The organism is Flammeovirga sp. EKP202, assembly GCF_014534745.1.
GTDB lineage: Bacteria > Bacteroidota > Bacteroidia > Cytophagales > Flammeovirgaceae > Flammeovirga.
Window position 1 is genome coordinate 124,150 of record NZ_JACVVP010000004.1, and the last position, 15,141, is coordinate 139,290.

Annotated in this window: 13 protein-coding genes; 7 read left to right on the forward strand and 6 right to left on the reverse strand. The window is 34.1% G+C overall.

Annotated elements, in window-relative coordinates:
* Nucleotides 1-59: 59 nt before the first annotated feature.
* Both IC221_RS03650 and IC221_RS03655 read left to right on the forward strand, forming a co-directional pair.
* On the forward strand, nt 60-323 hold the full coding sequence (locus IC221_RS03650; RefSeq protein WP_188167654.1) for a hypothetical protein: 264 nt from the start codon (nt 60-62) through the stop codon (nt 321-323).
* The gene (locus IC221_RS03655; RefSeq protein WP_188167655.1) at nt 314-664 is read left to right on the forward strand and encodes a hypothetical protein; all 351 of its coding nucleotides are present in this window, start codon (nt 314-316) and stop codon (nt 662-664) included. The genes IC221_RS03650 and IC221_RS03655 overlap by 10 nt, the downstream gene beginning before the upstream one ends.
* A 48-nt stretch (nt 665-712) precedes the next feature.
* Here the strand turns inward: IC221_RS03655 and IC221_RS03660 are convergent, their stop codons facing one another.
* Nucleotides 713-3,121, reverse strand: coding sequence for a TonB-dependent receptor (locus tag IC221_RS03660; RefSeq protein WP_188167656.1), 2,409 nt, complete (start codon nt 3,119-3,121; stop codon nt 713-715).
* A gap of 451 nt (nt 3,122-3,572) precedes the next feature.
* Between IC221_RS03660 and IC221_RS03665 the strand changes: the two genes are divergently transcribed.
* From IC221_RS03665 to IC221_RS03675, 3 genes are all read left to right on the forward strand, one after another.
* Nucleotides 3,573-4,595 (forward strand): hypothetical protein, encoded by a 1,023-nt coding sequence (locus IC221_RS03665; protein WP_188167657.1) that lies wholly within the window; start codon nt 3,573-3,575, stop codon nt 4,593-4,595.
* 87 nt (nt 4,596-4,682) lie between these two features.
* Entirely contained in the window at nt 4,683-5,690 is a 1,008-nt protein-coding gene (locus IC221_RS03670) for a hypothetical protein (protein WP_188167658.1), read from the forward strand.
* A gap of 146 nt (nt 5,691-5,836) precedes the next feature.
* The gene (locus IC221_RS03675; protein ID WP_188167659.1) at nt 5,837-7,048 is read left to right on the forward strand and encodes an ectonucleotide pyrophosphatase/phosphodiesterase; all 1,212 of its coding nucleotides are present in this window, start codon (nt 5,837-5,839) and stop codon (nt 7,046-7,048) included.
* Nucleotides 7,049-7,106: 58 nt separating this feature from the next.
* Here the strand turns inward: IC221_RS03675 and IC221_RS03680 are convergent, their stop codons facing one another.
* The 4 genes from IC221_RS03680 to IC221_RS03695 all read right to left on the reverse strand — a co-directional run bounded on the left by IC221_RS03680 (nt 7,107) and on the right by IC221_RS03695 (nt 11,836).
* A complete protein-coding gene (locus IC221_RS03680) occupies nt 7,107-7,718 on the reverse strand; it encodes a LemA family protein (protein WP_188167660.1) in 612 nt (203 codons plus the stop codon).
* A gap of 66 nt (nt 7,719-7,784) precedes the next feature.
* The gene (locus tag IC221_RS03685; protein ID WP_188167661.1) at nt 7,785-9,242 is read right to left on the reverse strand and encodes a TolC family protein; all 1,458 of its coding nucleotides are present in this window, start codon (nt 9,240-9,242) and stop codon (nt 7,785-7,787) included.
* Between the two features lie 17 nt (nt 9,243-9,259).
* Nucleotides 9,260-10,591 (reverse strand): ABC transporter permease, encoded by a 1,332-nt coding sequence (locus IC221_RS03690; protein ID WP_188167662.1) that lies wholly within the window; start codon nt 10,589-10,591, stop codon nt 9,260-9,262.
* Nucleotides 10,592-10,594: 3 nt separating this feature from the next.
* Nucleotides 10,595-11,836 carry an efflux RND transporter periplasmic adaptor subunit gene (locus tag IC221_RS03695; RefSeq protein ID WP_188167663.1) on the reverse strand — a complete coding sequence of 414 codons (1,242 nt, stop codon included), beginning with the start codon at nt 11,834-11,836 and terminating at the stop codon, nt 10,595-10,597.
* Nucleotides 11,837-12,194: 358 nt separating this feature from the next.
* On the opposite strand from IC221_RS03695, the gene asnS reads away from it, so the two are divergent.
* A complete protein-coding gene (asnS, locus tag IC221_RS03700; RefSeq protein ID WP_188167664.1) occupies nt 12,195-13,625 on the forward strand; it encodes an asparagine--tRNA ligase in 1,431 nt (476 codons plus the stop codon).
* 240 nt (nt 13,626-13,865) lie between these two features.
* Here asnS and IC221_RS03705 read toward each other — a convergent pair whose 3' ends face one another.
* Complete coding sequence (locus IC221_RS03705) at nt 13,866-14,300, reverse strand: hypothetical protein (protein ID WP_188167665.1); 435 nt, start codon at nt 14,298-14,300, stop codon at nt 13,866-13,868.
* Nucleotides 14,301-14,741: 441 nt separating this feature from the next.
* Here IC221_RS03705 and IC221_RS03710 point away from each other — a divergent pair, with 441 nt between their 5' ends.
* Complete coding sequence (locus IC221_RS03710; protein ID WP_188167666.1) at nt 14,742-15,086, forward strand: hypothetical protein; 345 nt, start codon at nt 14,742-14,744, stop codon at nt 15,084-15,086.
* Nucleotides 15,087-15,141: the final 55 nt, after the last annotated feature.

Sequence of the window (15,141 nt, forward strand, 5' to 3'; positions counted from 1 at the left end):
TTTCAAAAGAATTATATTTGAACGACAAACTATTTATTTAACAAACTCTTCTTTAATTTATGAAGTTGATATTTACATTATTGATTAGCTGTTTTTCTTTTACTATGTTCGGACAAACGAAAGTACAGTGGAAAGAGGGTATTGAACTTAGTTTTGAAGATTTTCAATCTCCTAACACCCAAGTATCAAATACACTATCATCTTTTTCTATTCAATCAGGAGTGATGTTGGAAATGGGGTATCAAATGACTGCGTATGAATTAATGTTTAAGAAAATTTCAATCAGGCATTTAAAGCAACATTTAATCCTAAAGTGGCATTAATTACTGCTCCTAATATGGAGTTAGCACAGAATATGGTTGATTATGCTCAAGTAGAATTTGATTTAGCTGAACTGTACACAAGGAAAATTAGAAAAGAGTTATTTTTAAATAAGAAGACATTTTCAAATTTGTCTATTTTTAATTCCTACTTTACAATACATCATCAAAAAATGACGTCAGAAATGTCTCAGCTTTTACAGGAATCTGATTTTGGAAGTAACAAAGAAGTTTTAGAAAGAAAACATGTAGAGGTCCAAAGTGAATTGGAAAAGTTATCAGACTTCTGTTTCGATTGTACTCCAGTAAAAAAGAAAAAAAATAAAAAAAAGCGCGACTCATAATTCATTTATGAATCGCACTTTTTTTATAGTATGATATGAACTTAAATATTAGTTCAAAAGATTACCAATTTTTACTTCAAAGAAGAACATTCTTGGAGTAATTGGACCATAAACGAAAGCAGCGTCTTTATCTGGACCACTTACAAACTGATCTTGCATTTGGTTGAAGATATTTTTCACGCCACCACCTAATTGAATATTAGCATTCTTACTCAACTTAGTAGTGTAAGTTACTTTTAAACTCATATCCATGAAGGACTCTGTTTTGATAAGTTCTTCTTCAGTTGTCAATTCGCCATTGATGAATCCACCTGGAATATAAGGAACATGCATGCTACCAGTATAAACCCCTGTCAATGATGTTTGCCATTTTTGAGCAGGACGATAGTTCATAGTGAAAGAACCGTATTGATTTGGTGTTCTCAAGATATATTTTGAAGTACTTGTCTCTTCGTCACCCCATTGGTTGTTTTCTTCATATTCTGCTGTTTGGACAGTAAAACCTGCTTGGAAATCTAGGTTTTGTGAAGGAGCAACTTTTGCCTCTATGTTGAAACCTTGTACTACAGCATCAGAAAGCGAGTTTCTTTTGTAGTTAATTAAAGTACCGTCAGGAAGTTCCGTTAATTGATTATCAAATCTATCTTTGATTCTAGTATGGAAACCTTCTACTAAGAAGTAAGTTTGAACATTACCAATTTTCTTCTCCCAATCCCATGCAAGGTTGTAAGATAAAGAAGTCTCAGGTTTTAAATCTGGATCTAAAACTGTTCTTACCGCTTGTCCTCCTTGTACTTCAACGTGTAAGTCTTCAGAAAACATCTGAGGAGCTCTAAAACCAGTAGCAAAACCACCTCTTACCTGCATGTCTTTCGTCAAGTTATATTTTAAATTGATTCTTGGGTTAATGGCAGGAACACTTTTATTATTTTCAGCGTTGGCTAAATCGTTGATTTGCACATAATCCATTCTAGCACCTACTAATACTGATAGTTTTTTACCCTTCCATTCATTTTGAGCAAATACAGCCATAGTGCTAGACTCTTGATCAGAGATTAATGCATCACCAACTTTTTCTCCTGTCTCTGGATCAGTATATCCGTTTTTTCGATCTTCGATTTTATCGAAAATGTATTCAACGCCAGCCACGAAGTAAGTATTCGCATTGAACATTTTACCAAGATCTCTGTTTACTTGAGCACCACCTACATAAGTTGTACCCGTAGTTAAACCATAGCCATCCACTGCTTGATTAGCACCATAATAACTATCTCTATTTACATACTGAATATTTGAATAAGCATTAATATGTGTTTTCTTATCAGTACTGAACCAATCATAATTCACACTTCCACCGAAGATATTCATATCAATCATCTCCGTGATATCAGTTTCATGAGGCGCTAGATCGAGTTTGTTACCTCCTCTTCTTTGTTCGTTTAAATATCTGAAATCAGCAGTAATTTTATTTTGATCATTAAATTGATGATACACTTTAGTACCTACTGAAGCAGTTTTCAATTCAGGCAATTCAGAAAAATCATCTTTTATTGCACCTCCTGTTGGATTACCATTGTCATCTAGTTGATACCAAACATCATCAGGGTTTGCATTCCAAGCATCTCTATGACGATACGATCCATAAATGTAAGCACCTGTTTTGTCATTTTTTGATACTAATGAAGTATTGAAATAAGTATTGATATCGTTTGATTTTCCATCAATTGTTCCAAAATTAGTACCTACTTCATAAGAGTTAAATTGTGGTGCTTTAGTAATGATATTTACAGTACCACCAATTGCGTTGGCACCAAATAAAACAGAACCACCGCCTCTTACAACTTCTACTTGATCTACCATTGAAACTGGAATTTGTTCCAATCCATAAACACCTACAAGGCCATTGAAAATTGGTCTACTGTCTACTAAAATTTGAGTATAAGGCCCTTCCAATCCATTTAACCTTAAGGCAGAAGCACCACAGTTACCACAAGTATTTTCTACTCTTGCTCCAGAAACGAAGTTTAATCCATCAGCTACTACTTTAGAGTTGTTTGCCATGAAAATTTCTTTACCCACAACATTAACAACAGCAGAAGTCTCTTTTCTACTTTGTTCTCTTCTACTACTAGAAACAATAACCTCATTGAGTTGCAAAAGGTCTTTTTCTAAATCAAAATGAATATCAGTTCCATTTTTTGCTTTAAAATTTTGTGTAATTGGTAAATAACCTACCGCTGAAATCATGATAGAATATTCTACTCCTTGCTCTAATTCAATAAGGAAGTGCCCTGTTTCATCAGATGAAGTTCCAAACTCTCCATCATTAATCGAGATTGTAGCAAAAGGTACGTGATCTTTATTCGATGTCACATGACCTTTGATCGTAATTTTATCTCCTGCAAAGCTAAGTATATTTATAGCTAACAATAAAAAAGTAATTAGTGATGCCTTCATGGCTTATTTGAAAATGTTTTTAATGGTTGACTAATTTTCTATTGTCGTAAATCTAAATAAAAAATTTAGACAAGCCTAAAAATAAGGTTGTAATAATTATAAATCATATTTTAAAGTACTCTAGCACCTATAAAATCTAACTTTTATTATCTAAAAATGTTTAGTTTGAACTTGAATCCATAGTAAACTAAATTTTCGAATATTTATAATATTTAGAAATCGAGAGATTTCTGATGATCTATAGAATATGAATAATGCTTTCACTTCACATTCTTTTTAAATAGTGATATTATGTAGGTTGGATTGACTATTCTATGGGAACTATTATTCTAAATCTTTCAAAGTTGTGAACTTTAGTACTTTTAGCCTTAATGAATCTTTTATACTAAATCACTTATTGCTAACTTTAAATGTTGATTTAACAAGCAATATTTATTAATAAGCAACTATTATGTGTTTTAAGACTACAATCATTGCAGGGATAATGTCCTTTTTATCTCTATGTGCCTACTCTCAAGAAACTGCAGGAGAATACATGAGCAAAATTGGTGAACAGTACCATCAGATTAATGAAGATACTTGGGATTACATCAAGAAAGCTTCTAGAGGACGTAATGCCAGTACAATTGAAAAAAAACGTCAAGCTTTAATTGGGAGCCTCCAATCTTCAAGGGCTCAGATCAAAAAACTTCCTCCTTATGACGGTGATGCCACTTTAAGAGATGTATTTTATGAATCATTGAGCTTGTCGTATCATATTATGAATAGCGATTATCAAAAGGTTGTCGATATGGAAAAGGTAGCAGAGATGTCTTATGATGAAATGGAAGCATACCTTTTGTTAAAAGAAAGAATTAGAGCGAGGAAAGATTCTATGCATAATGTAGTTTCTACTGTTCAAGAAACTTTTGCCGAGAATAATAATATTACACTTCAAGAAAGTCAATCAAGACTAAGTCGTAAATTGGACAATGCATCAGAAGTAAATAGATACCATAATCAACTTTATTTAATTCATTATAAATGTCATTGGTATGACAAAAAAGTCGTAAAAGCTAAAAAGGCGAAGGATAACGAAGCGGCAAAGAAAAATATCGCATTATTGGAACTTGCCGTTAATGATGGTAGAGATAAACTGAAAAATATTGAAGCATTCAGAGGAGATGAAAGCTATAAGGCAGCATGTGAAGAATTATTGACTTGTTATTATAAATTGGCGACTGAGTACTACCCAAAGCAAATTGAGATACAGGAGCAAATGACAAACTTCAATAAAGTGGTCGAAAACTTTAATGCAATCAAGCAAAAAAATAGAACGCAAGAAGATATTGATCTTTATAACTCAGAGGTCCAACGATACAACAACAATGTGAATGAGTACAATACATTGGTAGAGTCTTCGAATAAGAACCGTAGTAATGGTACAGAGAAGTTCAATAAAGTAGCAGATAAATTTCAGTCGAAATATATTTAATAGCATTCTACTTAATAAGCATGTTTGTGGAGGAGTAACTTCTTCAAACATGCTTTTTTATTTTTCATTTACCCTAACGTTTTTTTGATGAGGTTACTATTTATTTTAATTGCTTTTGTATGTTCTCACACACTATTGGCTCAAGAAGAAAATGAAATAATTTTTGCAGAGAAACACTGTAGCATCACTCCACCTAAGTCATTTAAAATAGCACAAGTTAAAGGTTCAACAGGATTGGTGAATCGTTTATCAAAAGTAGCAATTATAGTGGAATACTTTCCAATAAGTGTCAATGGTATCTATTTGAAGATGCTATCTGATGAACTTGAAGGTTATCTTTCAGATGGGAAAATGGAGAAAGCCGTATTGAATAATGGAACGCCTGCTTATAAATTCAACCTCACATCAAAAAAAGAAGGGTATTCAAAATTTATTTACCTATTCGGAGATACAGAACATACCGTAATTCTAATAGGTGCTTATCCTACAAGTCAACCACACTTCGAAGACGTATTGGTTAGTGTCATGCAAACTGCCAATTTATTGAATGGTAAATTAGATGATCTATCAGATATGGAGATGGTGGATGGTATGTTTTCAATCACAACAACAGAGTATCAGCCTTTATTACAAAAGAAAGGAAAGGCCATTTTCTTCAAAAAAAGTAAAAAAGATATTAAACCATCCATCTTCAAAGTTGATGACATTAGAAAAAAAGTAGTCGCTAAAAACTTTAAAAATTATGCTATGGCCCGTTTTAGAGAATTACCAATGAGTAATGAAACAGTGATTAGTAAAGTAAATGCTATCGAAATTGAAGGTATGCTTGGGTATGAAATCATTTCGCACTCTCCCAAAGGTTCAAAGAAGAATACATCTACAAACGAAGAAGCAGTCGGGTATATGGTTATACTTTTTAAGCCTGATAATGGTTATTTTTTAATGAGAGGAATGACATATGAGCAACATTCAAAAAACTTGAAATCCTTCAAGCAAATGGGGAAATCTTTTAAAGTTAAGATGCAGAAGAAACAGTTGAAACCTACGCCTGTTCCTAAAAAAGTAAAGCCCAAAAAGAAATATGCAGAATCTTAGAATTGGTCAATCAACCTATTAATTATTGAGCATTATTCGTTTTATACCTTAACATTCAATCACTTAATAAAAGGTAACGAAAGTAGAGATATAGGCAGTTCAATTTATTTTTGTGCATTATATATCAATAACTTACTGTAAATAAAATGAATCGTTACCTTTTCTTGGTAATTCTACCATTAACTATCTTTTCTTGCCAATTCAATACACACGACAAGAAGCCAAAAAATACGGTTGTACTCGTTTCCATTGATGGATTCCGTTATGATTATTCGGAAAAGTACAACACACCTCACCTAGACCAAATAGCAAAGGAAGGAGTGAAGGCCGCTTCTATGATTCCTGCTTACCCTAGCAAAACTTTTCCCAACCATTATTCAATCGTTACAGGTATGTACCCTCAAAACAATGGTTTGGTGCATAATAATTTCTATGACCCAGAAAGAGAACAACATTATAAAGTGGGATTGGGTAAAAAAGATGGTTCATGGTTTAAGGGAACTCCACTTTGGAATTTAGCAGAACAGCAAGGCCAAAAATCAGCGACTTTTTATTGGCCAGTTTCAGATGCTAGAGTAGAGGGAATGACACCTACTTATTATTTTAAATACAATAAACCTACACCTTATTTTGAAAGGGTAGACCAAATACAAAAGTGGCTTTCATTGGATGAAGAAGTGCGTCCGTCATTTATAGCTACTTACTTTTCATTGGTAGATACACAAGGTCATCTTTTTGGCCCGGATGCTCCAGAAACAAAAGAAGCCGTTGAATACCTAGATCAAGTGATTGGGAAACTATATGAAGTCGTAAAATCTTATCCTGACCCTATTGATTTAATTATCGTTTCCGACCATGGTATGCAGCAAGTTGATGTGGAAAATTCGATTGTGTTGGAGAGTCTCGGAAGATATAAAGACTTTGAGTGTGTGAATGGAGGTGGAATTCAATATTTCTTATATGCTAAAAAAGGGGCAGATATAGAAAAAACGTATCAAGAACTGAAGGCTCAAGAAGACAAAGGTTTTGTGGTTTACAAAAAAGAAGAAGTACCAGAACGACTTCATTTTTCTAAAGGGAAGCGAATTCCAGAAATATTTTGTGAAGCAATTCCTCCAATGACTTTTAGAAACTTAAGAGGGACAGTGAGCAATGGAATGCACGGTTACGACCCTTATAAAGTGAAGAATATGCATGCAATATTTTATGGAGTAGGGGATCATTTTCATAAAGGGCAAGCCATTAAATCCTTTGAAAATATACATATTTACCCTCTAATTGCTAAGATCTTAAACCTAAAAGTTCCTGAGGAAGTGGATGGAGACCTTAAAGTATTGTCTCCTGCTTTGATCAAATAATAAAAAAAGCCTTGTGAAGATTGAAGTTCACAAGGCTTTTTTGATAAGAGATGACGTCTTATAATGGTTCCTCACCATAAAAATAATCCAAAGCTGCAATTTTTATTTCAGGGTTCTCCTTTTCCAATTTAGCTTTATAATCTTTTGTCATCTTATTCCACTTTTTGACCGCATTGTTATAATACCCTCTTGTGAAAGTATCTCTAGCGTTAGCGTCTGAAACCTCTGAAAGTAACATTTCTGTTTCTTCTTGAGCATCTAAATCATCTACCGAATCAATCAAGTCATTCAGTGCAGTGATCATTTCAGTGATACGTTGATCGTACTGCATTACTTCTTCGTTGTTATTGAAACTCGATTTAGAATACTTTGCTCTTGAGGCTTGTGAAATAGCCGATTTAGCGGTTCTTTTCTTCTCTTTGTCCAATTTGGCATTGGAACGATTGAGAATTTGAACAATCATTTTAGCTTTTGAAATTTTTAATTCTTCAGAAGCGAAAGCCTCTTTTTTTAGAGAATCAATTTCTTGATATAATGCTTTAGAATCGACTTTACTCAGGTCTTCCACTTTCATTTCATATCCTTCCTCAGACTCATCTTGCTTTTGTTCAGTTGAACACGCAAAAAGTAAGAAGAATAATGCCGCTAAGGTAAGGTGAATCTTTTTCATTATGTTATTGTCTTTTGTAGGATCAATTAAGTTATCACCTTGATTATATCAATTCGCAGACCAAAATTAGTTTAATTCAATTTTTTCATCCTTTTGAAAATCATAAAGCGTGAAAACTCTTAGTCGATAAAAGGAAAGCCAATACTCTTTTAAGGCCGCTAAATATTCCTTTGTGGCATTGTCTTTATCTCTTAATGTAATATTGAGGTCAGTGACACTAATTTTACCTACCAAGTACCTTTGCCTTGCAATTTCATAACTTTTTTCTGAGACAATCTTTGCTCTTTCAGTAGATAAAACTCTTTTCCTAATAATAGGAATTTGTCTTGCAAGCATATAGATTTCTTGTGTAAATCGTTGTTCCTGCAATGCGATAGTACTTTCTTCCAATCGTTGATTAGAAAGTGCAGTTTCCACTCTTGATTTTCTTCTTCCCCAATCCACAAGAGGTATATTAAAACCCAGTCGTACTTGCTGCTGATCGTTAGGATTCTGATAGACTCCTGAAGGGACATTAGATTGTTGAGTGAGGCCAAATTGACCATTTAGGTTAACTTGTAAACCTGTTTGACCTTTTGCTTGAGCCACCGCTCTTTCTGCTTCTAATTTTCTTCTGTGGAAACTGATGTATTGTTGTCGATTGAGTTTGGCTTGTGCAACAGCCACATCAGAACTGATGGTGATATCAGGAATTTCAGCAGGAAGAGATAAGTCGACTCCATTTGCACTTGGTGTCAATCCTAAAAATGTATAAAGATTCAAAGTGGCTCTTTCGACTTCCAAATCTGCCGATTGTACATTTCTCTCTGAGGTGATTACACTCAGTTCGAGTTGTAAAAGTTCATTTTCTGCAATTTTTCCTAAGTTGTAACGGCCTTTTCCAATTTTGAAAATAGTATCGTTATTGGAAAGGTTGGTTTCAGCTACTTTTTTATTGACTTGTGCCAATAATAGATCAAAATAGTATTCCGTGGCATCGTAACCTACTTGTTCCATCTCTTCTGTAAACTTCTTTTGTGATTCCTCGTATTTCAAAGGCTCAATCACTTTATCAAATTTATAAGGGTTGAAATTGAAAAGAGGTTGATTGAAACCAACGATCAAAGGTTGTCCTGCATAGCTCACTCCTTGATTTAAACCTTCAAAGTTGTCGATTCTTTGAATACTAGAACCTACATAAATCGACCCTCCTGTTAAACCGACATTTTGCTGGAGAGCAAGGTTCAATTGTGAAGTGGACATATTTACCCCTCTAAACTCATTGGAACCGTCTGGCTGAGTGACTGATGAAATGGAGCGGTTGAAATCTGGTAAATAACCATCTAAAACCAATTGAGGAAGGTAATTGGATTTGAACTGTTTGTACAACCAGTAATTGTTTTCTTTTCTATTCTCCGCTTGTTGAGAAGAAAGCGACTCTCCTTTTGCAATACTAATCACTTGGTCTAATGTCATCAGTTCCTGAGCGAATAGAGGTGTGTTCAGGAGCAGCAAAAGGTATATAAATATTTTTTTTAAGTTCATTTGAAGTAATGTTAGGTTTATTCGTATCTCAAAGATTCAATTGGGTCTTGATTCGCGGCTTTTCTAGCCGGTGAAATTCCAAAAATAACACCGATGGAGGTAGCTACCCCAAATGAGATAAGGACTGATGAGAATGAAACGATAGTCGGTATGTCTGCAATATTAGAAATCAATACCGCCAAGGCAATCCCGAGAATTACACCAATTGTACCTCCAGAAAGGCTAATTAATACCGCTTCTAAGAGGAATTGAAGGATGATATCATGCTTTTTTGCACCCAGAGATATTCTTAAACCAATTTCTTTGATACGTTCTAATACCGAAGCCAGCATAATATTCATAATCCCTATACCACCAACTATCAGAGAGATAGAAGCGATCGCTCCCAAAACAATATTGAAAATATCCTTTGTTCTTCTTTGTTGCTTCAGAAGCATTTCGGGAATTGATATTTCGAAGTCAATTTTATCAAAATGCCTTCTGGTCAACATTCTTTGTAAAACTTCTGAAGCTAAAGGAAGCTCGTTACTTTCAGACATTTGGATGACCACCTTATCCAATTGATGGTAATTGGCTGGTTTTTTCTCCACATCATCATTGTTTCTATTTTCCTCTCGTGCTGCTTGTTGAATATCAGATTTAGTTACTTTTGCTCGATCTTGATAACGAATTAACATGGTCTGAAGGGGGACATAAACGTCTAAATTCGCATTTCTGATGCCTAATTTCTCTAAGTTTTTGGAAGCCGAACTTCTCTCTTTCAATACACCTATGACAGTTAACCACTGCCCTCCACATTTGATTTGCTTACCAATGGGATCTTCTTTACTAAAAAAACGGGTTTGAATACCACGACCGATAATACAGACAGCTTGACCAAATTTGAAGTGTGTATTCGAGAATAATACACCTGATGACAAGGTATGATTGTAGATTTCGAAGTAAGCATTTTGGACACCAATTAATTTAGTAGATCTACGAATACCATTTTTTATAATATAGGTTTCTAGCTCAATCTCAGGGCTGATTTTTTGAATATTAGGGATGGTATGTTTTATATTTTCAAGATCAAGTATGGTCAACCCTGGAGAATATTTATCCTTGTCCCCTTGATTCAATTGTGTGACTTTTTCCTCCGTTTGCTCCTTTTTAGGTGTGACAACAATATTATTGACACCCACCAGCTTCATTTGATTCAAAATTTCTTGTTGTGCACCTTGTCCAACAGCAAGCATAGCAATTACTGCACTAACCCCGAAGATAATTCCCAATGCAGTTAAGATTGAGCGAACGGTATTGGCCAAAATTGCTTCCCAAGCAATAGACAGGTTAATAAGTATTCTGTCCATTGTCTATTGAATTAAAATAATGTCTTTTGAAACGTTTGTCGGAGTGGATAATGCTACAATATCTTCAGGAGAGAGTCCTTGTAAGATTTCTATATCTTTATCATTCATTTCACCCGTTTTTACTTCTCTTTTTTCAAATCCACTTACCCCTTTTTTATAGACGTAACTGATAGAATCACCTTCAGTATGAATGGCTTCCAATGGGATTAAAAGTGTATTTTCAATAAAATTAGTTTGAATAATATTCGATGTAGTCATAGAAGGACGAAGTGTGCTGTCCGATTCATTGAGGAGTATAATAACCTCAAATACTTTAGCGTCAGAATTCGGTTTTTGTTCTCCCACATTGGCAACTTTTGTGACTGTTCCAGTGAGTGATTTATCAGGGAACGCATCCAAACCTAATGTTACGGTTTGCTTAGGTTTAATCTTACGTATGTCGACTTCGTTGACATACGTTTTTGAAATCATCACTGATAAATCAGGTAAAGTAGCCACAACAGGGTCCCAACCTCTGATAGTCGATCCTTCCTTTTTCTTCTTACCGTCCCAATCTTTAGCATAAATCACCATGCCTTCTTCTGGAGCAAAAATGGTAAACTCAGCAAATAAATCTTGTAAGAACTTTACCTTTCTTTTCGCTTCATTTAGCGTAGCAGTGATTTCTCGCATTTTTGCACTTAACTGCTGTTGTTTTACAAGATAATTCGACTTGGTTTGTTTTAGATCTCTCTCAGATTTTAGTACTTCAATTTCTGCTTGTTTGATTGTCGCAGGAGGCTCAAATGCCGATTGCTCTAACGCTAGTTTTTTCTCTTCAACCGTAAATTGAAGATTAATAATTTTATCCCTTTCCTGACTAAGTTGAAGAGCAGTATCCAACTTTGTTTGTTCCCATTGAGATTCTGCTTTCGTAAGATCTGTTTCTCTTTGCGTTAATTTGTCGGATAGCGAAGAAGCATCAAGTTGAGCTACTTTATCTCCTTTTTTTACGACGGTACCTTCAGGGACAAGACTATTTAATTTTGTTTCCCAAATACCAGCTTGTCTCATTTTTATAGGACCTTGAATCTCCACAAAGTTTTTCGCTTCCAATTCACCAGTAGTAGAAACATTGATATAGAGGTCTCCAAACCGAGCTTTTGTAAGTAGAACTTCTTCTGAAGCCTCATTAAAAAAGAAAAAATAAGATAGAATTAACACTAGAACACCAGCTGATACGGCTAGAATTGGTTTGCTTTTCATTAGTTAGATAGAATTAGATGAATTAAAATAAACAGTTTTGTTGCTACTGTTTTTGATTTAATTGGAGTACTATAGAGTAACTGTTCCATTTGTAATCACTCTGATATAATGGAACTTTTAATTTCACGATTCTATTTTAATCAAAATAAATATCAATTAGCACTTTTAGAGTATTAACCTTTGTTAATCATGCTTCCTAGACATCTAATCGATTAGAATTAATATAAAAGAGTGTTTAATTCTATAAATCGTTGTAAAGTAACTATAAAACTAGGCTAAACTTTTTATATTTGTGCTCAATTTTCGGCATACGTATTAGTATGTCATTTTTATTTTAAACATTTAAACTACCACGCAAGTGAAAAGAATAAAGATTAAAGACTTGCTGGCCCACGGTGAGGTTGGAGCCAAAGTAACTGTAAAGGGATGGATTAGAACATTTAGAAGCAATCGTTTCATTGCCTTAAATGACGGTTCTACTATCAATAATTTGCAAGCAGTGGTAGATTTTGAAAATACAGACGAAGATCTACTTAAAAGATTGACTACGAGTGCTGCTGTAGCAATTGAAGGTGAAGTAGTTGAATCTCAAGGTAAAGGTCAAAGCATCGAAATCGTTGTTGAGAAGATCGAAATTTTGGGTGATGCAGATCCAGATGAGTATCCTTTGCAACCAAAAAGACACTCTTTAGAATTCTTAAGAGAAAAAGCTCATTTACGTCCTCGTACGCAAGTAATGAGTGCTGTATATAGAGTAAGAAACGCATTAGCGTATGGTATCCATAAGTTCTTCAACGAAAAAGGATTCCTTTATATGCATACACCTATCATCACTGGTTCTGATGCTGAAGGTGCAGGTGAGATGTTCAGAGTTACAAACTTTGATCCTTTAAACCCTCCAAAAACTGAGGATGGTGAAGTGGATTACAAAGAAGATTTCTTTGGTAAAGCTGTAAACTTATCCGTTTCTGGTCAATTGGAAGCAGAAGTTGGAGCAATGTCAATGGGTGAGGTTTATACTTTTGGACCTACATTCCGTGCAGAGAACTCAAACACTTCTCGTCACTTGGCTGAATTCTGGATGATCGAGCCGGAGATGGCATTCTATGACTTAGATGACAACATGGATCTTGCAGAGGAAATGATCAAGTACTTGATCGACTTCGCGATGGAGCAATGTCCTGATGACTTGAAGTTCTTAGACCAACGTTATGCTCAAGAGCAGAAAGGTAAGCCTCAAAATGAGCGTTCTGACCTTGGTTTATTAGAGCGTCTTGACTTTGTTTCTAAAAATGACTTCGAAAGATTGACTTACACTGAGGCAATCGAAGTATTGAAAAGATCTAAGCCATTCAAGAAAGGTAAATTCAAATACGACGTAGATTGGGGTATTGATTTACAATCTGAGCACGAAAGATACTTAGTAGAAAAAGAATATAAGAAGCCTGTAATTCTTACAGATTACCCTAAAGACATCAAATCATTCTATATGAAGCAAAATGATGACGGTAAGACGGTAAGAGCAATGGACGTTTTATTCCCTGGTATTGGTGAAATCATCGGTGGTTCTCAAAGAGAGGAGTCGTATGACAAGCTGTTGACTAGAATGAATGAGATGGGAGTTCCTCAAGAGGAATTATGGTGGTACTTAGAGCTTCGTAAGTTCGGTACAGCTCCTCACTCAGGTTTCGGTTTAGGATTCGAGAGAATCGTATTGTTCGTGACAGGTATGGGTAACATCCGTGACGTAATACCTTTCCCAAGAGCACCAAAAAGTGCTGAATTCTAGAAAGAATTTTTATAGCAAAAAGGCTGTCTTGAACTTTACGTTTAAGACAGCCTTTTTTTATCCCTTAAAGCATTGATTATTACTTAAGCAGTTATTCAATTATAATCAGAAGTTTTGAATTTTCTTTTTTAGCCTACTCTTCGTTAGAATATCATCACGTAGCTACTGCTATGCTCTTCTATTCTACTTTGATTAGACTAAAAAATAATTATTCAACTTATCCCAATTTTATTTGTTTAACTACTTAAATGCTTTTACTTGTGTTGTTTTGTTATCAACAGGTCTCCATCCCAGAGTTGGGAAATATTTATAGGTGTAAATTTTCCATTTTACCTCTTTATTTTTTTTCTTTTGCTTTTGTGCCTGCCAAATGATCATAGCCTTTTGTCCATCTGTATAATCAGTATACACACGAACAAAATCCTTTCCCTCTACTAGTTTATCGAAAAGAATATTTTCGGTCTGACGGTCAATCAGCATTTTATGTTTTCCTTCTACAAAAATTTCCAAAGTGGCATCATCTCCCACACCTCTTGAGAAAGGTGCTGTTTTAATTTTCGGTGCATTGGAAGCATCATAGTTTTTATTTCTGTTTTTTTCATCTTTTACGTTATCAGCAAATAGCATATTCGTAAACAACAAAAGTGAGGTAAAGATTAGGGTTATCGATTTCATGTTATTAAAAGGTTGATTTACAACATTAAATACACCGATAACAGAGCTTAAGTTTAATACATTTACCTTTATTAGTTAGCGTTTATTGTTGTTTTATAAAAAAAACATCATAACTTTAAAATATGTTTAAATAAAAACTATACTGGTACTCGTGTTTTTATTCTAATAAAAAGTAAATGTGATTGTATTTTTACCTTAGTGTGAATTATATCTAAGTAATTGTTAATAGGGTGATTGTGTACTCTGTTTCATTTAAAAAAATAAGATAAATTCGTAAATTAGAACTGCATGAGTAAACTATGCTAAAATATGTTACTGTTAAAAACTTATTAAATATCAACAATAAACTCCTTTCGTTAAATGGAAATAACTACCAAACATACCCTATCACTAAGTATAGTGGCAGCACTTTTGATATTTGTTGTCATATTTGAGTCTTGCATGACTACCTCTATTGAGCTACCATGTCAAAAAAATACATGGTATACGAGTAATGCAGAACTAATTTTAGAAGATACTAAAGAGAAAATAAATGTCTCTGTAAAATTTACGGATTCTTATGCTTTAGTAGAACTAATGAATGACAAAACTCATGAGGTGTACAAATTATTACCTTCTGATGAAACATCACCTGAAGAAGATTATGTATTTGAAACAATTCAGAGGATAGGAAAGTATCGTAATGCAAAACTGTCACTTGCAAGAAAAAGTAATCTTGAGAAAATAGAAGTTTCTTTTAAAGATTACGACAGAAAAATTGATTATAATTCAATTCTTTACATGTAAAAAACAGATTTAGTTTTTTTTGAAATAGGTTAGTATTTATTGAAATACTAACCTA